A 21,691-nucleotide genomic window follows, 5' to 3' on the forward strand; every position below is an offset into this window, starting at 1 on the left:
CTTGATAAGCGTGAGGTCGGAGGTTCAAATCCTCCCTGGCCCACCAAGTTGCCCAATCAAGCGAGGCACCCGGCTCGTTGCGAGGACAGCCGGCAAGAGCCGGCGACGAAGCGAGATCGCGATGACCGATTTTCTCAAACGGGGGCATAGCTCAGTTGGGAGAGCGCCTGCTTTGCAAGCAGGAGGTCGTCGGTTCGATCCCGTCTGCCTCCACCATCACACGCACAGAACGCAGCGCCAAGACGTGGCGCGGCATTGTTCTTTGACATCGTTTATCGGAATGTATTGAGGTCTTTAAAGTCTAGATTACTCCGCGCCCTGCATCTCTCAAAGGCAGGGTGGTAGGAGTGGGTACAAGGCCGTTTACGTAGTGGGGGTCGTCCCCTGCACGGAACGAGCCGATAGGGCGATCGCAAGATCGTTCCATCGCTGACAAAACGTGAAGTTAAGCACAATAAGGGCGTTTGGCGGATGCCTTGGCACTGAGAGGCGATGAAGGACGTGGCAGGCTGCGATAAGCTTCGGGGAGTTGCCAGCACACTTTGATCCGAAGATTTCCGAATGGGGAAACCCCATCCATCAGGATGATCGTTGACTGAATCCATAGGTCAACGAGGCAAACCCAGGGAACTGAAACATCTCAGTACCTGGAGGAAAGGACATCAACAGAGACTCCGCTAGTAGTGGCGAGCGAACGCGGACTAGGCCAGTGCTTCGATTGTAAGAACCGGAACACTCTGGAAAGAGTGGCCATAGCGGGTGATAGCCCCGTACGGGTAGAAAGCAGTCGGAGACTTGAGTAGGGCGGGACACGTGAAATCCTGTCTGAACACGGGGGGATCACCCTCCAAGCCTAAGTACTCCTCAGTGACCGATAGTGAACAAGTACCGTGAGGGAAAGGTGAAAAGCACCCCGACAAGGGGAGTGAAATAGACCTGAAACCGAACGCCTACAAACAGTCGGAGGCCGCAAGGCTAACGGCGTACCTTTTGTATAATGGGTCAGCGACTTACTCTGTGCAGCAAGCTTAAGCCGATAGGTGTAGGCGCAGCGAAAGCGAGTCTGAATAGGGCGCTTAGTTGCACGGAGTAGACCCGAAACCGGGTGATCTAGTCATGGGCAGGTTGAAGGTGCGGTAACACGCACTGGAGGACCGAACCGGTTACCGTTGCAAAGGTATCGGATGACCTGTGATTAGGGGTGAAAGGCCAACCAAACTCGGAAATAGCTGGTTCTCCGCGAAAACTATTTAGGTAGTGCGTCGTGTGATTACCGCCGGGGGTAGAGCACTGGATGGGCTAGGGGGATCCAAAGTCTTACCAAACCTAACCAAACTCCGAATACCGGCGAGTACAGCGCGGCAGACAGACGGCGGGTGCTAAGGTCCGTCGTCGAGAGGGAAACAGCCCAGACCGCCAGCTAAGGTCCCTAAGTCATGGCTAAGTGGGAAAGGATGTGGGAATTCCATAACAACCAGGAGGTTGGCTTAGAAGCAGCCATCCTTTAAAGAAAGCGTAATAGCTCACTGGTCTAATTAAGAAATCCTGCGCCGAAGATGTACCGGGGCTCAAGCCATGCACCGAAGCTGCGGACTCGAAAGAGTGGTAGCGGAGCGTTCCGTAAGCCTGCGAAGGGAGACCCGTGAGGGCTCCTGGAGGTATCGGAAGTGAGAATGCTGACATAAGTAGCGATAAAAAGCGTGAGAGACGCTTTCGCCGTAAGTCCAAGGGTTCCTGCGCAAGGTCAATCCGCGCAGGGTTAGCCGGCCCCTAAGTCGAGGGCGACAGCCGTAGACGATGGGAACCACGTCAATATTCGTGGGCCTGCTGGTGGTGACGGATCCGAAAAGTGGCCCGAGCTCGTTGGCGAATGCTCGGGCGGCCCAAGGGTTCCAGGAAATAGCCCCAGCGTATAGACCGTACCCTAAACCGACACAGGTGGACTGGTAGAGTATACCAAGGCGCTTGAGGGAACCATGTTGAAGGAACTAGGCAATTTACCCCCGTAACTTCGGGATAAGGGGGCCTCTGACGGTCTCGTCAGAGGGGCACAGACTAGGGGGTGGCGACTGTTTACCAAAAACACAGGGCTCTGCTAAGCCGTGAGGCGAAGTATAGGGTCTGACGCCTGCCCGGTGCCGGAAGGTTAAGAGGAGAGGTGCAAGCCTTGAATTGAAGCCCCGGTAAACGGCGGCCGTAACTATAACGGTCCTAAGGTAGCGAAATTCCTTGTCGGGTAAGTTCCGACCTGCACGAATGGCGTAACGACTTCCCCGCTGTCTCCAACATGGGCTCGGCGAAATTGAATTCCCCGTGAAGATGCGGGGTACCCGCAGTTAGACGGAAAGACCCCGTGCACCTTTACTACAACTTTGCAGTGGCATTAGAGAATGGATGTGTAGGATAGGCGGGAGCCTTTGAAACCGGGGCGCTAGCTCTGGTGGAGGCAACCTTGAAATACCGCCCTTTTGTTCTTTGATGTCTAACCGCGGTCTGTCATCCAGATCCGGGACCCTGCATGGTGGGTAGTTTGACTGGGGCGGTCGCCTCCCAAAGAGTAACGGAGGCGCGCGATGGTGGGCTCAGGCCGGTCGGAAATCGGCTGCTGAGTGCAATGGCACAAGCCCGCCTGACTGCGAGACTGACAAGTCGAGCAGGGACGAAAGTCGGCCATAGTGATCCGGTGGTTCCGCGTGAGTGGGCCATCGCTCAACGGATAAAAGGTACGCCGGGGATAACAGGCTGATACCACCCAAGCGTCCACAGCGACGGTGGTGTTTGGCACCTCGATGTCGACTCATCACATCCTGGGGCTGGAGCAGGTCCCAAGGGTTCGGCTGTTCGCCGATTAAAGTGGTACGTGAGTTGGGTTCAAAACGTCGTGAGACAGTTTGGTCCCTATCTGCTGTGGGTGTTCGAGACTTGAGAGGAGCCGTCCTTAGTACGAGAGGACCGGGATGGACTTACCTCTGGTGTACCGGTTATGGCGCCAGCCGTAGCGCCGGGTAGCTATGTAGTGAAGGGATAAACGCTGAAAGCATCTAAGCGTGAAACCCGCCTCAAAACTAGGTCTCGCTGAGAGTCGTGGTAGACCACCACGTTGATAGGCCGCATGTGCAAGTGCAGTGATGCATTCAGCTTAGCGGTACTAATAGCTCGATCGGCTTGACTTCATTCGTTCCGTGCAGCGGTCGACATCCGCTGCATGGCCTTGTGCACGACTTTAAGACCTCAATCCTTTGCGTTCGGACGATCCGGTGGCTCTAGCGAGAGGTGTACACCCGATCCCATTCCGAACTCGGACGTGAAAACTCTCAGCGCCAATGGTACTGTGTCTCAAGGCACGGGAGAGTAGGTCGCTGCCGGATCTTCCGAACGCTAAGGAAATACGTTCCGAGCAAACGATACATCACGCTCATATCAACGCCGTCCTCGAGAGAGGGCGGCGTTTTTGCGTCTGGGTCTCGAATATCCTGCAGCGCAGCTTTCCGTTTGGTCCGCGCGGACGCCCGTGCCAACTTCGTCCGATACGAGACCGGGGGAGGGGGCTTGTTTCGCGCGGTTTTTTTGGTCGTCCTGGCGGCCGTTGTCTTGACCGTGCCGACGATGGCCCGTGAGGCCGCCAAAAGTGGCGGAATACTGCGCGCAGCGTGGGTGCCGACGGCAACCGGACTGATCGACGGAGCCGGCGGGTCCAAGGACGGGGCTACCCCGCTCGATCTTCAGATTCTCGGGGAAGCGGCCCGTCGCGCTCACCTCGGTATCGTCATCCTTCCCATGGGACGCGCCGCCGCCGAAGCGGATCTCGCGCAGGGGCGGGTCGAGCTGCTTCTTCCCGCCGCGATCGCTCCCGGAACCGGCTCCGTCCCTTACCGGGTGGAACGCGAAGTCCTTTTGTGCGCGCGCCGCTTGCTGACGGTCGGCCACCAGGGAGCCGCCACGCTCGAGGAGGCCTACGGCCGCGGCTGGCGGATTGGCGTGGTCCGTGATGCCCCGTATCGTCAGGACATCGCAACACTGACGGCGAGCGACCGCGTTGCGGACCGCACCGTCTCCTTCAGCAATGCAAGCCTGGGGATGGCCGCCATCGTCGACGGTGCCGTGGAATGCCTGGTGGCGCGGCGTCTGTCCATGCTTGCGGCCGTCGCTGCGGCGCCGGAGAGCGAATCGTACTTTGCCCGACGGGCCGTCGACCTGGGAGGGACCGAGCTTCGCCTCCGCTTCGGTGGCAACGTGGCAGCCTCGACCGTCGACGCGCTGAACGGCGCGCTCACCTCGCTCTCCAAGGACGGGACCATCGCGCGGCTGGAAGAACGTGCCGCGCGGCCCGTGATGCTTCGGTTTGCGACGGCGACCTGGTGGTTCTCCCTGCTCGATGTCGTGGGCACCGTGGCCTTCGCATTGTCTGGCGTTCTGATTGCCCGTGCCGAGCGCTTTTCCCTCCTCGGCGCGTTCGTGCTCGCCGGCCTGCCGGCCGTTGGTGGCGGTGTCGTGCGGGATCTACTGCTCGGCCGCGAGCCGATCGGTATCGTGGGAAGCCCGCAGCCGCTCTTCCTCGTCATTGGTACCGTCGTCGTCGCATACGCGGTCATGACCTTGGGGGAGAAGATCGGAAGGGTGCCCACGGGACGTCTCCTCACGTTGACCGGCTTCCTTTCGCCGCGGATGGTTCTCGAAGTCACCGACGCGGCAGGCCTTGCGGCCTTTACGGTCATCGGTGTCGCCGTCGCGGTTGGCGCCGGCGCCGAGCCGCTGTGGTTGTGGGGACCGCTGGCCGCGGGCCTCGGCGGTGCCGGGGGAGGGATCCTTCGCGACCTCCTGCGAAGCGGGTACGAAAGTCCCGCCCTTCGCAGCTCGTTCTACGCCGAGGTCTGCGTTCTGTGGGGCGCGTTCCTCACGCTGGCGATCATTCACTTCCTGCGAGACGACCAGCCGGCGCTGGTCCGCATGACAATAGCCGTCGCCGTAATCGGCGGATTCGCGACACGGATGGCCGTTGTCATCTACGGGACCCGAAGTCCGCGCTTTTGAGGCAAGCCTGCTGAAAAATGACGCGGCAACCTGGGGGCGCCAGGGACGAGTTGCGCCGCCGGTGGCCGTTTGATCGGGGTCAAGTGATTCTGACACCTGAATGCGGTATCCTCCAGCGTGCTTGGCAAGTTCTCCAATTAGGAGAATCCGGGGAGAGGGGCTGTTGATGGTGAACGATCTCGTGGTGGACTTGTCGCGGGCGCAGTTCGCCGCGACCGCCCTCTATCACTTCCTGTTCGTGCCGCTGACCCTGGGCCTCACCGTTATGCTGGCGGTGATGGAGACCATCTATGTCACCACAGGCCGCGAGATCTACAAGCAGATGGCCCAGTTCTGGACCCGCCTGCTGCTGATCAACTTTGCGCTGGGCGTGGCCACCGGCCTCACCATGGAGTTCCAGTTCGGCACCAACTGGTCCTTCTATTCGAGCTTCGTCGGCGACACGTTCGGCGCCCCGCTGGCGATCGAAGGCCTGATGGCCTTCTTCCTGGAATCCACCTTCATCGGCCTGATGGTGTTCGGCTGGGACAGAATGTCCAAGGCCCAGCATCTCATCGTGACCTACGCCGTGGCGCTGGGATCGAATTTCTCGGCGCTGTGGATCCTGGTGGCCAACAGCTTCATGCAGCACCCGCAGGGCGCCGAGTTCAATCCCATCACCATGCGCATGGAGTTGCAGAACTTCGGGGCGCTGTTCTTCAACTCCGATGCCCAGTCCAAGTTCGTCCATACCGTGCTGGCGGGCTACGTGACGGCGGCCATCTTCGTGTGCGGGATCAGCGCCTGGTACATGCTGAAGGGGCGCCATCTCGATCTCGCGCGGCGCTCGTTCCGTGTCGCGGCGGTCTTCGGCATGCTGGGCGGCGGCGGCGTCATCACGCTGGGCGATGCGCTGGGCTATGTCGGCGCCAAGGTCCAGCCGACCAAGCTCGCCGCGATGGAGGCCTTGTGGACGGCCGAGAAGGCGCCGATGGCGTTCAACGCCATCGCCTTCCCGAACCAGGCCGAGCAGAAGAACTATTTCACGATCCAGATTCCGGCGATGCTGTCGATCCTGGTCACGCATTCTCTCGACGGTGTCGTGCCGGCGATCGACCAGCTCGAGGTCCAGGCGCAGGAGCGCATCCGCAACGGCATCCCGGCCGTGCAGGCGATGGAGAAGCTGAGCGCCAATCCGCGCGACGAGGCCGCGCTCGCCCAGTTCAAGGCGCATGCCAAGGATGTCGGATACGGCTTCCTGGCGCTGCGCTACGCGCCCCAGGGCGACCTGACGAAGATCACCGATGCCGAGATCGTCCGCGCGGCGCGCGACACCATTCCGGACGTGTCGATCGTCTTCTGGTCCTTCCGCATCATGGTGGCCTTCGGCCTCCTGATGCTGGCCTACCTCGTGCTGGCGACGCTGATGACCCTCGCCAACCAGGTCGAACGACAGCGCTGGTTCCAATGGGCCGCCCTGCTGATGGTGCCGGTGCCGTTCCTCGCCTGCGAGTTCGGCTGGCTGGTCGCCGAGGTGGGCCGCCAGCCCTGGACCGTCAACGAGATGCTGCCGACCTGGCTTTCGGCGTCGACCCACAGCGTCGGCTACATGGTCTTCTCGCTCTCGGGCTTCATCCTGCTCTACACCGCCTTCGCGATCGTCGAGATCTACCTGATGCTGCTGTTCATCCGGAAGGGACCGGATGAGCATGACACCAGCTCCCATGCTGCGGCCTTCGGCGTGCCCGCCGGCCACAAACTCGCGACGCGTTGAAGGAGACACATCATGGAAACCTACATGATTCTCCTGGTCGTCTGGTGGGTCCTGCTCGGCGTGCTGCTGACGGGCATCGGCGCCATGGTCGGCATGGACATGGGCGTGGGTACCCTCCTGCGCTATGTCGGGCGCACCGACTCCGAACGGCGGGTCGCGCTGAACGTCATCGGCCCGCACTGGGACGGCAACCAGGTGTGGTTCATCCTGGGTGGCGGCGCGATCTTCGCGGCCTGGCCGCTGGTCTACGCAACCGCCTTCTCCGGCTTCTACATCGTCATGCTGGTCTTGCTGTGGAGCATGATCCTGCGGCCGCTGGGCTTCGAGTATCGCAGCAAGCTGCCGTCGCCCGTCTGGCGCGGCGTATGGGATCTCGCGCTGTTCCTGAGCGGCCTGGTGCCGATGGTGGTGTTCGGCGCGGCGATCGGCAATGTCCTGCAGGGCGTGCCGTTCCACTTCGACTGGCGCCTGACGTCCTTCTACACCGGCAGCTTCCTGTGGCTGTTCAATCCCTTCGCCGTCCTGTGCGGGCTGATGTCGGTCGCGCTTGCGGTCTACATGGGCGGTTCCTGCCTCGCCAGCGGTGCCGAGGATCCAATCGGCGCGCGCGCCCGGCGGGCCGCGATCGTGGGCGGCCTGGCTGCGCTCGTGATCTTTACCGTCGCGGGCTTCTGGGTCTCCACGATGGAGGGCTTCAAGCTGGTGGCGGGCCCCGATCCCGGCGTGCCGCAGACGCCGCTGCACCAGCAGGTGACGCGGGTGCCGGGCGGGCTGTTGGCGAACTACGCCGCGCACCCCGCGCTTTGGCTGCTGCCGGCGCTGGTCTATGTCGGGCTGCTGCTCGGCGCGCTGGCGCATGCGATCCGGCGGCCGATCTTCGCCTGGTGGCTGGGGGCTCTGGCCTGGATCGGCGTGATCGGCACGGTCGGTGCCGCCATGTTCCCCTTCATCATGCCGTCGTCCAGCAATCCCTCGCACAGCCTCACGGTCTGGAACTCCGGTTCGAGCCTCGTGACGCTGACCTGGATGGTGGGTTTCGTCGTGATCTTCATGCCACTCATCATCTGGTACACGAGCTGGGCCTTCTGGGTGATGCGCGGCAAGGTTGGCGTGAAGCACGTCGAAACCTCGGATCACGCGTACTAAGGGGGATCGGACATGTTCGTGCGATACATCATCGCCATGACGCTCGCGGCACTGGCCATCCTGTTCGCCATCATCCTTGGCGACTACGGCCCCTGGTACCTCTCCTGGTTCCTCGGCACCGGCTTCATGGTGCTGGTCGCCGTCTCGGCCGGCGTGCTGTTCGAGGCACAGGAAGACGCGGCCAAGGCGGCCGGTGGTCCCGGCGAATCGCTGGACGTCTCCAGCGCCGTCGATGCGCCCGCGACTGCGCCTGCGCAACGGCCCTCGCGCTGACCTGACGATCGCTTTCTCATGACAGGGACCCCGGCGGACGCGCCTGGCCGTCGTCGCGCCGGCGTCGAGCGCTGGTTGCGCGCCGAGATCGCGCAAGCAGCGAGGAGCGGCGTGCGGCGCGCGATCGTGCTGGGTGCCCTGGCGGCAGCCCTCGCCGTGCCGCAGGCCTGGCTGCTGGCCCATGCCATCGCCCCGGTCGTCATGGAGAAAGCACCCATCTCGTCGGCGCTTCTCTGGCTGTTGCCGGTGCTGCCGCTGCTGGTGTTGCGCTTTGTCCTCGCCAACGCGTCCGGTCGCGCGGCGCTCGCGGCGGCCGGCAGGGTGAAGGCCCGCATTCGCTCGGCGCTGCTGCGCCATCTGGCGTCGCTGGGACCTGCAACCAACGCAGGCCGCAGCACGGGCGAGGCCGCGACCGTCGTGCTCGAAGGCGTCGACGCGCTCGACGCCTATGCGTCGCGCTTCCTCGCCCATCTCGGCGTGCTCGTCGTCCTGCCGCCGCTCGTGCTGGTCGTCGTCCTGCCGCGCGACTGGATCTCCGGGCTCGTGCTGCTGGTGACGGCGCCGGTCATTCCGGTATTCATGATTCTGCTGGGGCTCGGTGCCGAGCAGCTGAACCGCCGGCAGTGGCTGCGCCTGCTGCGTCTGTCCGGCCGGCTGCTCGACGGTCTGCAACGCCTGACGACCTTGCGCCTGCTGAACGCCGGGGACCGGGAGGCCGAGCGCCTCGCGGAAGCGGCCGAGGATTATCGCCGCAGCACCATGGCGGTCCTGCGCGTCGCCTTCCTGTCGGCGCTCGCGCTCGAATTCTTCGCGACCGTCGGCATCGCCCTGGTTGCCGTGCTGATCGGCTTCCGACTGCTCGACGGTGCGCTGGGCTTCGAGGCCGCTTTCTTCGTCCTGCTGCTCGCGCCCGAGTTCTATGCCCCGCTGCGCCAGCTCGGGCTCGACTATCACGCGCGTATGGAAGCCCTGGCGGCGGCCGAGCGCATCCTCGACCTGCAAGCCGAGACGCCGATGCCGGCCGGCGAGGCGCGGCCGCCCCTCGATGCGGACGTCACGATCGAATGCGAAGGCGTGAGCTTCGCCTGGGAGCCGGACCGGCCCGCCCTCCGGGACTTCTCGCTGCGCCTCGTGCCGGGCGAGATCGTGGCCCTGGTCGGGCCGAGCGGCGCCGGCAAGAGCACTCTGCTGTCGCTGCTGCTGGGCTTTCTGCGTCCGCAGACAGGCCGGGTGCTCGTCAACGGTCACGACCTCGCCAGCCTCGATCCCGCTCACTGGCTCGAGCATGTCGCCGTCGTGCCGCAGCGGCCTCACATGTTCGAGGGCAGCGTGCTCGACAACATCCGGCTGGGAGACCCCGACGCCAGTCTCGACCGCGTGCGCGTCGCGGCCCGGCTGGCTGCGGCCGACGCGTTCATCGCGGCCCTGCCGCAAGCCTATGACACGCCGCTCGGCGAGCATGGCGAGACGCTGTCGGGCGGCCAGGTTCAGCGCCTCGCGCTGGCGCGGGCCTTTCTCAAGGACAAGGCCCGCGTGCTGGTTCTCGACGAGGGCACGGCCGGCCTCGACCGCGGCACGGAAGCTTCGGTGGCCGACGCGATCCGTCGGCTCGCCGCGGGGCGCACCACGCTGATCGTCACCCATCGCCTCGCCACCGTACATCTCGCCGACCGCGTCGTGTTCCTCGAGGAGGGGCGTATCGTGGAGCAGGGGCTGCGCGCCGCGCTGCAGGCAGACGATGGTCGCTTCGCCCGCCTTCTGCGCGACGCAGGGCTCGCATCGTGAGCGGCCTGGCCCTTGTTCGCCGCCTGCTCGCGCTCGCTCGGCCGTGGCGCGGCTGGATGTTGCTCGCGGTCTTCGTCGCCTGTGCCACGGTGCTGGCGAGCGTGGCGCTGATGGGTGTTGCCGGCTGGTTCATCGCCGCCATGGGAATTGCCGGCGTCACCACCGGCATGATGAACTACTTCCTGCCGGCGGCGGGCATTCGTTTCTTTGCCATCGTGCGGACCGGCGGCCGCTATGGCGAGCGGCTGCTGAGCCACGAGGCTACCTTTCGACTCCTGGCGGGGCTGCGCCTCTGGTTGTTCCGGAGACTGATTCTCCTGTCGCCGGGGCAGCTCCAGTCTCGGCGCGGCGGCGACCTGGCGGGCAGCCTGCAGGCCGACGTCGAGACGTTGCAGCACGCTTACCTGCGCCTGGCCTCGCCAGTGGCCGTGGCACTGGTGTGCAGTGTCGCGATCGTGTTGGTCGTGGCCGCCCTGCATCCGCCGACGGCTCTGGCCCTCGCCGTGCTGCTGATCGTGGCCGGTGGCGTCGTGCCGCTGCTGGCTCGGCGTGCAGCCGCAGCGCCCGGTGCGGAAGCCGTCGCGTCACGGGCCGCCCTGCGCGTGGCGACGATTGACCTTCTTCAGGGCCTGACGGACCTCCGGGTCGCGGGCGCCGTCGAGCGACACCTGGGCATCTGCGATGGTCTGGGCGAGCGACTGGTCGACAGTCAGAGCCGTGCCTCCAAAGCCGGAGTCGTGGCGGAAGCGGCCATCGGTCTTTCTGCCGGTCTGGCCCTGTGGTGCGCCGCCCTGCTGGCCTCGGCGAGCGTCGCCGCCGCTGGGCTTCTCCCCGAGGTTGCGCCCGCGCTCGTTCCGGCGCTCGCGCTCGCGGCCCTGGCGGCCTTCGAGGCGGTGGCGCCGCTGCCGGCGGCCATGGAGCGCTGGGGCGAGGTGAGGGCGGCGGCCCACCGCCTCTTCGATCTCGCCGATCGCACGCCCTCCATCGTTGCCGGGCCCGACCCGTCGCCGGTACCGCGCGACTCGAGTGTCGTCTTCTCGTCGGTGCGATTGCGCTACGCGCCCGATTCGCCGCCCGCGCTGGACGGGCTCGATCTCGAGGTTCCCGATGGCCGGCATGTCGCCATCCTGGGACCGAGCGGCGCGGGCAAGAGTTCGCTCGGCCGGCTGCTGGTGCGCTTCTGGGACTACGAAGGCGAAATCCGGCTGGGCGGGCACGATCTGCGGAGCTATCGGCCGGACGACCTGCGCCGGATCGTCGGCATCGCAACGCAGGATGCTCAGCTCTTCAATGGCTCGGTCCGCGAGAATCTTCTCATGGCAACTCCGGAGGCGGACGCGAACGCGCTGGAGCAAGTGCTCGCGGTCGTGCAGCTCGCCGAATTCGTGCGCGGCCTGCCGGACGGCGTCGACACCTGGATCGGAGAGGCCGGCGCCCGCCTGTCCGCCGGCCAGGCCCGCCGGCTCGTGCTAGCCCGTGCGCTCCTTCGCGATCCCCGGATCCTGATCCTCGACGAACCGACCGAGAATCTCGACGCCGGCACCGCGCGCCGGCTCATCGCCTCCCTGCGCGCCGCAACGCAAGGCCGCACCGTCATCCTGATCACGCACGATCCGCGGGCGGCGGCGCAATTCACGAACGAGATCGTCCACATGGAAAGCGGGCGTATTTCCTAGCGGCAGATCAGGGGGATCATCGAGCGGGTGAAGGCTCGCAATTCCGACGCGGGGACGCCGAGCCGCGCGCGGATGCCGGTGGCATACAGGATAGCGCCCGCCATGCTGGCGCGCTCGGCGGGCGAGGGGATCGGTTTCAGGTCGCTGTTGACGAAGCCGCGTTCGAAGGCCTTCTCGAAGCTGGCCAGGATCTGGTTGGCGGCGGCGCCAATCTCGGGATGGCTGGGCGATTCGACGGTCGCGGTGCCGACGATGATGCAGCCCGGCGGTTTGGGCGGTTTGGTGTAGATGTCGATCGCCCCCTTGTAGAGGCGTCCGAGACGCTGCTCGATCGGGTCGGATGCCGACAGGATCGCGTCCATCGCCTCGACGCTCTTCTGCCCGATGTGCCGCAGCATGCCGATGTAGAGCTGCTCCTTGTCGCCGAAGGCCGCGTAGAGGCTGGGCCGGTTGAGGCCAGCGGCGGCGCAGAGCTCGTCGAGCGATGCGGCAGCGAATCCCTTGGCGAGGAACACGTCGCGCACCCGCTCCAATACCTCGCTGGTAATAAATCCGCGCGGCCGGCCACGTGGACGCGGTTCCTTCACTATTTTTGTACTGTTTCGCATAATTATCCTTGACGCCGACCGCTCCGCGTATTTTTGTACCATCCGGTACATAAATACGAAAGCCGCTCCACCATGAGCCATTTACGCCCCGACCTCTTTCCGGTCGATCCCTTCACGCCAGACCCGGCCGTCCAGTCCGTGCGGGCGCCGCGCCTGCCCCTGCACCGCCGGCTCCTCGCCGTTTTCCGGCTATGGCGTGACCGTGCGCGAACGCGGCACGCCCTCGGCGAGATCGATGCCCGCAGCCTGCGCGACGCAGGCATCGCACCCGCCCAAGCCGCCTTCGAAGCCAGCCAGCCGTTCTGGCGCCGGCCCGGATCGCTTCGCTGATCGTTCAACCAAAGGAGACTGAAGATGGAATTGTTCGCTTCGCCGATGGCCTGCTCGCTGGCCTCGCATATCGCCGTGATCGAGGCCGGCCTGCCGGTCAAAGTCCGCTTCGTCGAGAACAAGAAGACCGACGATGGCGGCGACTTCTTCGCCGTGTCGCCGTACGGCTACGTGCCGGCCCTGAAGCTCGACGACGGTAGAATCCTGAACGAGGGCGCCTCGGTGCTGCAGTATCTGGCCGACCGCAAACCCGAGGCAGGGCTCGCCCCGGCGTGGGGCAGTGACGAGCGCTACCAGCTCATCGACACGCTGCACTATCTCGGCACCGAAGTGCACAAGCGCATCTTCTACAACATCTTCTCGACCACGGTGCCCGCCGAGGCAAAGAAAGCCGCGATGGCCGAACTCGATCCGACGCTGGCGGCGATCGCAAGGCGCCTGGGCGACCGTGAGACTCTGGTGGGTGACGGCTTCACCGTGGCGGACGCCTATCTCGTGACCTTGCTCAACTGGGCGGTCTTCCTGAAGGCCGACCTGGCGAAGTGGCCGGCCCTGCAGGCCTATCATCGCAAACACCTGCAGCGCCCGTCCGTCGTCCGCGCGATGAGTGTCGAGATGGAAGAGCGCAAGCGGCGCGCGGCCTGATCGAGGAGGAGGCGGGCGGCCCCGGCCGCCCGTTTCACCCGTCGCGATTTGAATTGCGACTGGTAATTAATTGCGATCATGCTAGATGTTGGCCCTCGGAGGACATCGACCCATGCGTATCGTCATCGCCGCCCTTCTGTGGCTCTCGTTCACCGGCGCCGCCTCGGCCCATGCGCTCTGGCTCGAGCCGGACGCGGGCGGCTACCAGCTCTATTTCGGCGAGTTCGGCGACAATCTGCGTGAGGGTTCACCCGGCCTGCTCGATCGCTTCGAGCCGATGCCGGCCGCGAAGGCGTTCGGTGCTGCCGGAGACGTTGCCCTGAAGGTCGAGAAGAAGCCGACCGCGTTCCAGTTCACCGGCGCGCCCGAGGGCGCCGGCAGCGTCGTGGCGGAGCAGGCGCGGGTCACCGAGCGCAAGCAGAACGACAAGGTCACGCGCACGCTGGGCCGGCTCTCGGCGCGCTACGTCGCCGACCTGAGCGAGCGCAAGCCGCTGATCACACTCGACATCGTGCCGACCGGCAAGCCCGGCAGCTTCAAAGTGTTCTACGACGGCAAGCCGCTGCCCAAGGCAAAGGCCGAAGTCGCGACCGAGTTCGGCTGGACGAAGGAGTTCAAGACCGACGAGGCCGGCGCCTTCGAGGTGGGGCTCCCGTGGAAGGGGACCTACGCCGTCGAAGTGTCGTTGGTCGACAACACGCCGGGCACTCACGGTGACGCGCCCTATGACGGGATGCGCCTCGTCACGACGCTCACCTTCAAGGTGCCGGACGGACTCGCGGCGCCGGCGCGTCCGCCGGTCTTTACGCCGAAGCGCTGATCAGACCGCTTTCTTGTTGAGAACGCCGAAGCGATCCTTCGGCGCCTTCTCGCGGGCGGCAGCGCCGTAGGTTCCCATCTCGATGCGATGCGGGATGGTGAGCATGTAGTTCTTGAAGGCATTCTCCATCGCCTGCCGCCAGCCCTGCGCGTCCTGGGTCTCGTTGACCGAAGCCTTGGCCAGCTTCAGCGCATAGGGATCGCGCTCGGCGATCCGCTGGGCCAGCGCCATCGTCTCCGCCTCGAGCTTTTCGCGCGACACGACGCGGTTCACCAGGCCCGCCTTCTCGGCATCGGCGGCGCTGATGAAGTCGCCGGTGAAGAGATACTCCTTGGTCTTGCGAGGACCGAAGTCCCACGGCATCGAGAAATACTGCACGTGGCTGCCGCCCCACTTCACGGCGCGATCGGCGAACTGCGCATCTTCGCTGGCGATGATGATGTCGCAGGCCGAGGCGATCATCATGCCGCCCATGATGCAGTAGCCCTGGACCTGCGCGATGGTGGGCTTCGGCAGGTCGCGCCAGCGCATCGTGTTCTCGAAGAAGCGCTCCCACAGGCGGCGATACTCGCCCTTGAAGCCGGGCTCCAGCGGAGTCTTCTTCTGGTCCTCCATCTCCTGCGGGCTGCCGAGATCGTGCCCGGCCGAGAAGTGCTTGCCGGCGCCGGCCAGGATGATGACCCGCACGTCGTTGTCGTCGACCGCCGCCGCGAAGGCATGGTCGAGTTCCTCGAGCAGGATCCGGCTCTGCGCGTTCAACACCTCGGGCCGGTTGGTCGTGATCTTGAGCACCGGTCCGGTGCGTTCGGTGAGAAGCGTCGAATAGGTCATGCGGCTGCCTGTACAGGGTGACGGAGTTCGGACGCGAGACCCGCGCCCATCAGGTCGATGAAGTTGTCGCAATAGAAGCGCTGCTTCTGCGCCTCGTCGATGCCGGCCTTCTCCATCGACGCCTCGAAGCGCTTGAGAGGATGGCGACCGCCTTCGACATGCGGATAGTCGGAGGAGAAGAGGCAGACATCGTCGCCGGTGTTGGCGATGATCCAGCCCGTATCCTCGTGCGGATAGGGGGTGACCCTGACCTGGCGCTGCACGAACTCGCTGGGCTTCAGCGACATCTTCTGCAGTCGCTCCTCGTTGCGATAGAAGGCGTTGTGGGCGCTGTCCATGTTGCGCATCCAGCCCGGCACCCACGACGCGCCCTGCTCGATGACGCCGAACTTCAGTGCCGGGAAGCGGTCGAGCACGCGGTCGACCACCAACGCCGTCAGCGCCTTCATCGGTGGATAGGCGATCGCCATGTAGTCGATCGACTTGAAATTGTCGTCGCCGCCATGGAAGTCCGGCACCGGCGGCAGGCCGTTGTTGAACCAGGCCTCTTCCAGCAGTTTGCCGCCACCTCCGACATGGAAGACGATCGGCAGGCTGGCTTCCTGCGCGATGGCCCAGAGTGGATCGAAGCCGATATGGCTGGGCGAATGGCCATCGGGGCAGCGCGACGGGATCATCAGCGCCTTGGCGCCGAGCTCGATCGCCTCGCGCGCCGCCCGAGCGGTGCGCTCGAAATCAACCAGCGGCACATAGCCGGTCGGCAGCAGGCGCCGGTCGACTGAGCAGAATTCGACCATGTGGCGCGTATGGGCGCGCGCCACGGCATAGGTCAGCTCGACGTCGGATCCGCCTTCCAGCACCGACGAGTAGTTGAGCAGAGCCGTGGTGAACATGAGCTGGCTGGCGAAGCCCAGCAGGTCGATCGAGCGCGGACGGTCCTGGCGGTTCGAGGAACCCAGCGCCTCCCAGTTCTTGCGCAGCATGATCTGGGCCTCGTCGAAATCCTGCGCCGGCCCAGCCCTGTCAGTGTCTGCCTTGAAGCGCGTGCTGTGGAAGCCTTCGTGGCGCGGAAACAAAACCTGGTCGGTGACCGCGGCGCGATGCCGGGCCTCCAAATGTTCCTCGAGGAAGCCGGGCACTTCCATGATGTGCGCATCGGCGTCGTGAATGACGCGGCCGCTGGCGTAGGGCATCGTCTCCTCCAATTCCTTGTCGTTTTGCGAGAGCTTACCATGAGCCAGGACATTTCCCATGCGGTGCAGACCCTCCTCGACGCGCGCCGCACGGGCCGCCAGGCGACGCCGCCTTTCGCCTTGAAGGATCGCGCCGCGGTCTATGCGGTCCAGGACGGCGTCGCCGCAGCCACCGGCCCGGTGGCGGGCTGGAAGGTCGGCGCGCGCACGCCGACCGCCGAGCCCAATCCCGCGCCGCTGCTGGCCGGCGCGCTGGTACTGTCGCCGGCGCGCTTCGACGGCAAGGCGATGCACATGATCGGCGTCGAGGTGGAGATCTCCTTCCACATCGTGCGCGACATCGCGGCCCGCGCCGCGCCGGTCGAGCGCGAGGAGGCGCTTGCGGCAGTTGGCGACGCCTTCGTCGGCATGGAGATCGTCGACACGCGCCTCGCCGACTTCCAAAGCGCCGATCCGGACTGGCTGCTGGCCGACAACCAGATGAACCACGCGCTGGTCGTGGGCGATCCGATCGGCAACTGGAAGTCGCTCGACTGGCCGAAGCTGCAGGTGAAGCTGGTGGTCGACGGCAAGACGATCGTCGACCAGAAGGGCGGCCTCGGCGCCATCGATCCCGTGCGTCCGCTCGCCTGGATGATCGATCACGCGGTCCGCCATCGCGGCGGCCTTCGGGCGGGGCAGGCGATCACCACGGGATCGTGGACCGGGCTTCTCTACTTCCCGCCGGATTCGCACGCGCGCGGTGAATTCGTAGGCCTCGGTGCCGTCGAGGCGAGTTTTTAAAGACACGCGAACGTCGTCACGCCTCCATTGTCATCCTGAGCGCAGCGAAGGATCTCTCGCTCGCCAGGAAGTGCACTGGTCGATCCGCAAGGTCCTTCGCGCGCGCTCAGGACGACAGGTCATGATGCTTCGGCCGACGCCGTAACAACGGCGCGCCTACCGGCGGCAGTGTCCGCCGCATGACAAGTCTCGCTTCTCCCGCGCCCTTCTTCGGCCGCCGCGTCGTCGCGGCCGCTTTCGTGCTCGCCATGTTCGGCTGGGGGCTCGGCTTCTACGGCCCGCCCGTCTATCTCCAGTCGGTGCGCGAGGCGCGGGACTGGTCGGTCGTGCTGGTCTCGTCCGCCGTCACCCTGCACTTCCTGGTGGGCGCCGTCGTGGTCGCCAACCTGCCGGCGCTCTATCGCCGCTTCGGATTACCGGCGGTCACCAAGGCCGGCGCCGCCCTGCTGGCGCTGGGCATCGTCGGGTGGGCGGTGGCGCAAGAGCCGTGGCAGCTCCTGCTCGCGACCTTCCTGAGCGGGGCCGGCTGGGTGGCGATGGGCGCTGCTGCCGTCAACGCCATCGTGGCGCCGTGGTACGTCGTGCGGCGACCGGCGGCCCTGTCGATGGCCTATAACGGCGCCAGCATCGGCGGTGTCGTCTTTTCCCCGTTGTGGGTTGCGGCCATCGCCGCCTTCGGCTTTCCGCTCGCGGCGGCGGTCATCGGCGCGATCATGATGGTCACTGTCTGGTTCCTCGCCGATCGCGTCTTCGCCCATACGCCGCAGTCGCTGGGCCAGGTCCAGGACGGCGAGATCCTGACGCCCGTTGCCGGCACGACCGCAGCGGTGGAGCGCACTCTGTTGGGCGCGCTGCTGTGGCGTGACCGGCGCTTCCTCACCCTGGCCGCGGCGATGGCACTGGGCCTGTTCGCGCAGATCGGCCTGATCGCCCATCTCTTCTCGCTGCTCGTGCCGGTGTTCGGCGGACCGGCGGCCGGCATCCTCATGGGATTGGCGACGGCGGCGGCCATCGCCGGAAGGACGCTGGTCGGGTGGCTGATGCCGCAAGGCAGCGACCGGCGGCTGGTCGCCTGCTTGAGCCATGTCGTGCAGATCGCGGGATCGCTGGCGTTGCTCTGCGCGGGCGGAACGGATGTGGTGTTGCTGGTACTGGGCGTGCTGCTGTTCGGCGCGGGGATCGGCAACACGACGTCACTGCCGCCGCTGATCGCGCAGGTCGAATTCAGCAAGGCCGACGTTCAGCGCGTCGTGCCGTTGATCGTGGCGATCGGTCAGGGAACCTATGCATTCGCGCCGGCCGCGTTCGGCTGGCTGCGGACGCTGTCACCAGCGGAAGGGATGCTGGTGTTCGTCGCGGCCGCCCTGATCCAGGCGGCCGCGATCGCACTCTTCCTCTTGGGAAGAAAGACTTAGTAGTACCAGCCGGGATACGGGTAGCCGCCCCAGGGGCCCCAATCCCAGTCGTTCATCGCGTTCTCGTCGGCCGTCATCTGCTGCTCGTCCGCCAGGTTCTTCTGGAACATGTTATTACGATAGGTGCCGTAGGCCGACGCGTTGCCGACATAGATGCACACGCAGACCGTCGGGTCCGGATAGACGTAGAACACCTGGCCGTTCTTGATCTCGCGCGAGAACTTGTGCGGCGGGAGGTTCTTGAACGCGGCCTGACGCTGCGGTGTGTTCGCGGGCACGAACTTGAAGCCCGCCGCCACCATCATGTCTTCCTTGTTCGCGATCACCTGCTGCGGGTTCTGGCAGGCAGCGACGGCAGCGCCCATTCCAAGAACCAAAGAGAGAGTGGCAATCAGCTTCATTCACGTCCTCCGTATCATCGCTCTGTCAGGCGCCTGACCATTTGGGTGCCCGCTTTCCCAGGAAGGCCGCCATGCCCTCGCGGAAGTCGGCGCTACCGTAAGCCAGTCTGACGAGATCGTCGATGTTCTCGTCGCCCAGGCGCGCCTGCAGGCGGCGCAGCGCCTCCTTGGTGACCTGCATCGTAAGGGGGGCGTGGCCGGCAACGGTGTTCGCCAGCTCCTCGGCCCGGGCGAGCAGGGCCGCCTGGTCGGGCAGCAGCTCGCTGATCAGCCCGCAGGCCAGCGCCGACGGCGCGTCCATCAGCTTGGCCAGCAGGACCATTTCCTTGACCCTCTGGGGGCCGATGAGGGCCGCCAGGCGGGCATAGTTGGCCATCGACAGGCAGTTGCCGAGGGTGCGCGCGATGGGGAAGCCGAACTGGGCGCTGGCCGACCCGATCCGCAGGTCGCAGACCGCCGCGATCGCCGCGCCGCCACCCGTGCAGAAGCCGTGGATAGCCGCGATGGTCGGCACGGGGCAGCGCTCGATTTCACCCAGGATGCGATCCATCTTGCGCTCGTAGGCGATCCCGTCCTCGCCACTTTCGAAGCTCTGGAACTGGGCGATGTCGGTGCCGGCCGCAAAAGCCTTGTCGCCGCCGCCGGTGACCACCAGGGCGCGGACTTCGCCGGTCTTGCCCACGCGGGCGCAGATCTCGGCCAGACCCTCGTACATCGCGAAGGTGAGCGCGTTGCGCGCCTTGGGCCGGTTGAACGTCACCCAGCCGATTTCGCCGCGCTTCTCGAAAAGCAGTTCTTCGGTCATGTCATCCAATTTTGCTGGTTTGTGCGCCGCGACATCATCGTCTATGTCGCCTTGGGCCGCAAACGGGCATAGGCAGGTCATGGCATTCGAACGGCTTCTCAAGGGCTTCGCGGATTTCAGGGTTGGCTACTATCAGGAGCATCTCGACCTGTTCGAGAAGCTGGCGACGGAAGGACAGTCGCCCAAGATTCTGATCATCGGCTGTTCCGATGCGCGGATCGATCCGGGCATCCTGACCCAGACCAAGCCGGGCGACATCTTCACCGTGCGCAACGTCGCGGCAATGGTGCCGCCGGCCCAGATCCCTCCCGACGAGCGCCATCACGGGACCTCGGCCGCCATCGAGTTCGCCGTCCGCGGCCTCGGGGTCGAGCACATCGTGGTGCTGGGTCACGCGCTGTGCGGCGGCATCGGCGCGCTGGTCGACGGCAGCCGCGGCGCCTATGCGCACTATGACTATCTCTCGACCTGGACCAGCATCGCGCAGGACACGCGCGACCTCGTCGTCGAGGAGCTGAAGGACCGGCCGCGCGACGAGGTCGTGCGTGCGGTCGAGCAGGCCGCCGTCGTGAACAGCGTGAGCAACCTGATGGGCTATCGCTGGATCGAGGAGCGGGTGAAGGCCGGGACGCTGACCCTCCACGCCTGGTGGTTCAACCTGACGGTCGGCCAGCTCTATGCCTTCGATCCCGAAACGCTGAAGTTCGCGGCCGTGGTCGGCATCAAGCTCGATGCCGCCGTGACCGGAAGCACGCCGCTCTCGGCTCTGAAGCCCGAAGCCTTCGCCGCGGCCCTCGCCGGCAAGAAGCCGGCGTTCTGAGCTTCATGCTACCGCCCCGTCATACGGGGGAGGTGGCCCGAAGGGCCGGAGGGGGAAGGCCACGAGTCTGAACTCTTCCCGATTTCCAATCTTCGCGTTGCTTTCCCCCTCCCGGCCTCCCCCGTTCGACGGGGGAGGTGGAAGAGATACTTAAGCCGACAGCGACATGATCGCCGCGTCGACGCCGCCCGGGACGAACGGCACGCCCGAGGCCTTCATGGCGAGTTCGGTCGTGGCCAGGCAGCCCAGCAGCATCGGCTCGTTGAGGTCGCCCATGTGGCCGATGCGGAACATCTTGCCCATCATCTTGCCCAGCCCGCCGCCCAGCGACAGGTTGAAGCGATCGACGGCGGCCTTGCGCATCGGGTCGGAGCTGACGCCCTCGGGCATCACGACCGCGGTCACCGAGTTCGAAAGCCGGTCTTCGTTCTGGCAGAAGAGCTGCGGGCCCTTGCCGTCGGATCCCCACACGCGCACCGCGGCGCGCGTTGCATCGGCTAGGCGCGCATGACGCGCGAACACCGCATCCAGGCCTTCTTCCTCGAGCATCTTCAGCGATTCCTGCAGGCCGAAGAACATGTGAACGGGCGCGGTGCCGACGAACTTCTGCGGTGCGCGGCCGGTCATCATCTCCCAGCTCCAGTAGTGGCGCGGCGTCTTGGACTTGCGCGACACTTCCAGCGCCTTGTTGCTGACGCCGGTCATCGACATGCCGGTGGGTAGCATCAGGCCCTTCTGGCTGCCGCCGACCGTGAGGTCGATGCCCCAGGCGTCCATCTTGTATTCCATGCTGGCGAGCGACGAGATCGTGTCGCTGAGGAGCAGGGCCGGATGCTTGGCCTCGTCGATCGCCCGGCGCACCTCGGCCAGCGGCAGGACCATGCCGGTCGCGGTTTCGTTGTGGACGGTCAGGACAGCCTTGATCTTGTGTTCCTTGTCGGCGGCGAGTCGCTCGGCGATCCGCGAAATGTCGGCGCCCTGGCGTTGGTCGGCGGGGATCGTCTCAACCTTGATGTCGAGATGGTTCGCCATCTCGGTCCAGCTCTCGGAGAAATAGCCGGTCTCGACCATCAGCACGGTTTCCCCGGGCGAGAACAGGTTGGCGAGGGCGGCTTCCCACGCGCCATGACCGGTCGAGGTATACATAAACAGATTCTGGTCGGTCTTGAGCACGCGCTTCACGCCGTTGTGGCAGGCGTGATGGATGGCCAAGAACTCATCCGACATGAAATCGATTACGGGCCGGTCCATGGCGCGAAGCACACGGTCGGGAATGTTGGTCGGGCCGGGATTGTTGAAGAATTGACGGCCACGGGGCTTGGCGTTCACGGCGTTCCTCCACCTTTTAGACGGCGGACTGTGGCGCGAGGCCCTTG

General features: G+C 65.2%; 18 protein-coding genes, 2 tRNA genes and 2 rRNA genes (1 of these 22 running past the window's edge). 16 read left to right on the forward strand and 6 right to left on the reverse strand.

The genetic code is table 11. The features are described 5' to 3' along the window. From ACQY78_RS22425 to cydC, 10 genes are all read left to right on the forward strand, one after another. Positions 1 to 46 (forward strand) — tRNA-Ile (locus ACQY78_RS22425); it begins 31 nt to the left of the window's first position. 94 nt (positions 47 to 140) lie between these two features. Then, positions 141 to 216, forward strand: a tRNA-Ala gene (locus tag ACQY78_RS22430). A 227-nt stretch (positions 217 to 443) separates the two neighbouring features. Next, positions 444 to 3,173 (forward strand): 23S ribosomal RNA (locus ACQY78_RS22435). An 80-nt stretch (positions 3,174 to 3,253) separates the two neighbouring features. Next, positions 3,254 to 3,368, forward strand: a 5S ribosomal RNA gene (gene rrf, locus ACQY78_RS22440). Positions 3,369 to 3,549: 181 nt separating this feature from the next. Then, positions 3,550 to 5,031 (forward strand): TRIC cation channel family protein, encoded by a 1,482-nt coding sequence (locus tag ACQY78_RS22445; protein WP_428678918.1) that lies wholly within the window; start codon positions 3,550 to 3,552, stop codon positions 5,029 to 5,031. 166 nt (positions 5,032 to 5,197) lie between these two features. Further along, positions 5,198 to 6,784: a cytochrome ubiquinol oxidase subunit I gene (locus tag ACQY78_RS22450; RefSeq protein ID WP_428678921.1), complete on the forward strand. Its 1,587-nt coding sequence runs from the start codon at positions 5,198 to 5,200 to the stop codon at positions 6,782 to 6,784. 12 nt (positions 6,785 to 6,796) lie between these two features. Beyond that, the gene (gene cydB, locus ACQY78_RS22455; protein WP_428678924.1) at positions 6,797 to 7,930 is read left to right on the forward strand and encodes a cytochrome d ubiquinol oxidase subunit II; all 1,134 of its coding nucleotides are present in this window, start codon (positions 6,797 to 6,799) and stop codon (positions 7,928 to 7,930) included. A gap of 12 nt (positions 7,931 to 7,942) precedes the next feature. After that, positions 7,943 to 8,203 (forward strand): hypothetical protein, encoded by a 261-nt coding sequence (locus ACQY78_RS22460; protein ID WP_428678927.1) that lies wholly within the window; start codon positions 7,943 to 7,945, stop codon positions 8,201 to 8,203. Between the two features lie 18 nt (positions 8,204 to 8,221). After that, a complete protein-coding gene (cydD, locus tag ACQY78_RS22465) occupies positions 8,222 to 9,988 on the forward strand; it encodes a thiol reductant ABC exporter subunit CydD (protein ID WP_428678929.1) in 1,767 nt (588 codons plus the stop codon). Continuing rightward, positions 9,985 to 11,664, forward strand: a complete 1,680-nt coding sequence (gene cydC, locus ACQY78_RS22470; protein WP_428678932.1) for a thiol reductant ABC exporter subunit CydC — start codon at positions 9,985 to 9,987, stop codon at positions 11,662 to 11,664. Before cydD ends, cydC begins: the two co-directional genes overlap by 4 nt. On the opposite strand, the gene ACQY78_RS22475 is transcribed toward cydC, so the two are convergent. Beyond that, positions 11,661 to 12,188 carry a TetR/AcrR family transcriptional regulator gene (locus ACQY78_RS22475; RefSeq protein ID WP_428678935.1) on the reverse strand — a complete coding sequence of 176 codons (528 nt, stop codon included), beginning with the start codon at positions 12,186 to 12,188 and terminating at the stop codon, positions 11,661 to 11,663. The two genes, cydC and ACQY78_RS22475, sit on opposite strands and share 4 nt — an antisense overlap. A gap of 156 nt (positions 12,189 to 12,344) precedes the next feature. Between ACQY78_RS22475 and ACQY78_RS22480 the strand changes: the two genes are divergently transcribed. The 3 genes from ACQY78_RS22480 (at position 12,345) to ACQY78_RS22490 (ending at position 14,067) form a co-directional block, all read left to right on the forward strand. Further along, positions 12,345 to 12,602, forward strand: a complete 258-nt coding sequence (locus tag ACQY78_RS22480) for a DUF1127 domain-containing protein (RefSeq protein WP_428678937.1) — start codon at positions 12,345 to 12,347, stop codon at positions 12,600 to 12,602. A 24-nt stretch (positions 12,603 to 12,626) separates the two neighbouring features. Then, positions 12,627 to 13,247 carry a glutathione binding-like protein gene (locus ACQY78_RS22485; protein WP_428678939.1) on the forward strand — a complete coding sequence of 207 codons (621 nt, stop codon included), beginning with the start codon at positions 12,627 to 12,629 and terminating at the stop codon, positions 13,245 to 13,247. Positions 13,248 to 13,359: 112 nt separating this feature from the next. Next, positions 13,360 to 14,067, forward strand: a complete 708-nt coding sequence (locus ACQY78_RS22490) for a DUF4198 domain-containing protein (protein ID WP_428678942.1) — start codon at positions 13,360 to 13,362, stop codon at positions 14,065 to 14,067. Here ACQY78_RS22490 and ACQY78_RS22495 read toward each other — a convergent pair whose 3' ends face one another. Then, positions 14,068 to 14,898, reverse strand: coding sequence for an enoyl-CoA hydratase (locus tag ACQY78_RS22495; protein WP_428678945.1), 831 nt, complete (start codon positions 14,896 to 14,898; stop codon positions 14,068 to 14,070). After that, a complete protein-coding gene (locus tag ACQY78_RS22500) occupies positions 14,895 to 16,091 on the reverse strand; it encodes an amidohydrolase family protein (RefSeq protein WP_428678947.1) in 1,197 nt (398 codons plus the stop codon). Before ACQY78_RS22500 ends, ACQY78_RS22495 begins: the two co-directional genes overlap by 4 nt. A 39-nt stretch (positions 16,092 to 16,130) precedes the next feature. On the opposite strand from ACQY78_RS22500, the gene ACQY78_RS22505 reads away from it, so the two are divergent. Next, the gene (locus ACQY78_RS22505) at positions 16,131 to 16,874 is read left to right on the forward strand and encodes a 2-keto-4-pentenoate hydratase (protein WP_428678950.1); all 744 of its coding nucleotides are present in this window, start codon (positions 16,131 to 16,133) and stop codon (positions 16,872 to 16,874) included. A gap of 179 nt (positions 16,875 to 17,053) precedes the next feature. After that, positions 17,054 to 18,289 (forward strand): MFS transporter, encoded by a 1,236-nt coding sequence (locus ACQY78_RS22510; protein ID WP_428678953.1) that lies wholly within the window; start codon positions 17,054 to 17,056, stop codon positions 18,287 to 18,289. Here the strand turns inward: ACQY78_RS22510 and ACQY78_RS22515 are convergent. Together ACQY78_RS22515 and ACQY78_RS22520 are read right to left on the reverse strand one after the other, a co-directional pair. Then, positions 18,286 to 18,690 carry a hypothetical protein gene (locus ACQY78_RS22515; RefSeq protein ID WP_422034263.1) on the reverse strand — a complete coding sequence of 135 codons (405 nt, stop codon included), beginning with the start codon at positions 18,688 to 18,690 and terminating at the stop codon, positions 18,286 to 18,288. The genes ACQY78_RS22510 and ACQY78_RS22515 overlap by 4 nt on opposite strands. Positions 18,691 to 18,715: 25 nt before the next feature. Next, positions 18,716 to 19,495 (reverse strand): enoyl-CoA hydratase/isomerase family protein, encoded by a 780-nt coding sequence (locus ACQY78_RS22520; RefSeq protein WP_425064248.1) that lies wholly within the window; start codon positions 19,493 to 19,495, stop codon positions 18,716 to 18,718. A 79-nt stretch (positions 19,496 to 19,574) separates the two neighbouring features. Between ACQY78_RS22520 and ACQY78_RS22525 the strand changes: the two genes are divergently transcribed. After that, positions 19,575 to 20,315, forward strand: a complete 741-nt coding sequence (locus ACQY78_RS22525) for a carbonic anhydrase (protein ID WP_428678956.1) — start codon at positions 19,575 to 19,577, stop codon at positions 20,313 to 20,315. A gap of 150 nt (positions 20,316 to 20,465) precedes the next feature. On the opposite strand, the gene ACQY78_RS22530 is transcribed toward ACQY78_RS22525, so the two are convergent. Next, positions 20,466 to 21,644, reverse strand: coding sequence for a pyridoxal-phosphate-dependent aminotransferase family protein (locus ACQY78_RS22530; protein ID WP_428678959.1), 1,179 nt, complete (start codon positions 21,642 to 21,644; stop codon positions 20,466 to 20,468). Between the last annotated feature and the right edge of the window lie 47 nt (positions 21,645 to 21,691).

The organism is Reyranella sp. (assembly GCF_965279625.1).
Taxonomy (GTDB): Bacteria; Pseudomonadota; Alphaproteobacteria; order Reyranellales; family Reyranellaceae; genus Reyranella.

Coding starts and splice junctions, on each gene's coding strand:
- ACQY78_RS22450 (WP_428678921.1), top strand. CDS start 5,198: ATGGTGAACGATCTCGTGGTGGACTTGTCGCGGGCGCAGTTCGCCGCG.
- cydB (WP_428678924.1), top strand. CDS start 6,797: ATGGAAACCTACATGATTCTCCTGGTCGTCTGGTGGGTCCTGCTCGGC.
- ACQY78_RS22460 (WP_428678927.1), top strand. CDS start 7,943: ATGTTCGTGCGATACATCATCGCCATGACGCTCGCGGCACTGGCCATC.
- cydD (WP_428678929.1), top strand. CDS start 8,222: ATGACAGGGACCCCGGCGGACGCGCCTGGCCGTCGTCGCGCCGGCGTC.
- ACQY78_RS22480 (WP_428678937.1), top strand. CDS start 12,345: ATGAGCCATTTACGCCCCGACCTCTTTCCGGTCGATCCCTTCACGCCA.
- ACQY78_RS22485 (WP_428678939.1), top strand. CDS start 12,627: ATGGAATTGTTCGCTTCGCCGATGGCCTGCTCGCTGGCCTCGCATATC.
- ACQY78_RS22490 (WP_428678942.1), top strand. CDS start 13,360: ATGCGTATCGTCATCGCCGCCCTTCTGTGGCTCTCGTTCACCGGCGCC.
- ACQY78_RS22495 (WP_428678945.1), bottom strand. CDS start 14,898: ATGACCTATTCGACGCTTCTCACCGAACGCACCGGACCGGTGCTCAAG.
- ACQY78_RS22500 (WP_428678947.1), bottom strand. CDS start 16,091: ATGCCCTACGCCAGCGGCCGCGTCATTCACGACGCCGATGCGCACATC.
- ACQY78_RS22505 (WP_428678950.1), top strand. CDS start 16,131: ATGAGCCAGGACATTTCCCATGCGGTGCAGACCCTCCTCGACGCGCGC.
- ACQY78_RS22510 (WP_428678953.1), top strand. CDS start 17,054: ATGACAAGTCTCGCTTCTCCCGCGCCCTTCTTCGGCCGCCGCGTCGTC.
- ACQY78_RS22515 (WP_422034263.1), bottom strand. CDS start 18,690: ATGAAGCTGATTGCCACTCTCTCTTTGGTTCTTGGAATGGGCGCTGCC.
- ACQY78_RS22520 (WP_425064248.1), bottom strand. CDS start 19,495: ATGACCGAAGAACTGCTTTTCGAGAAGCGCGGCGAAATCGGCTGGGTG.
- ACQY78_RS22525 (WP_428678956.1), top strand. CDS start 19,575: ATGGCATTCGAACGGCTTCTCAAGGGCTTCGCGGATTTCAGGGTTGGC.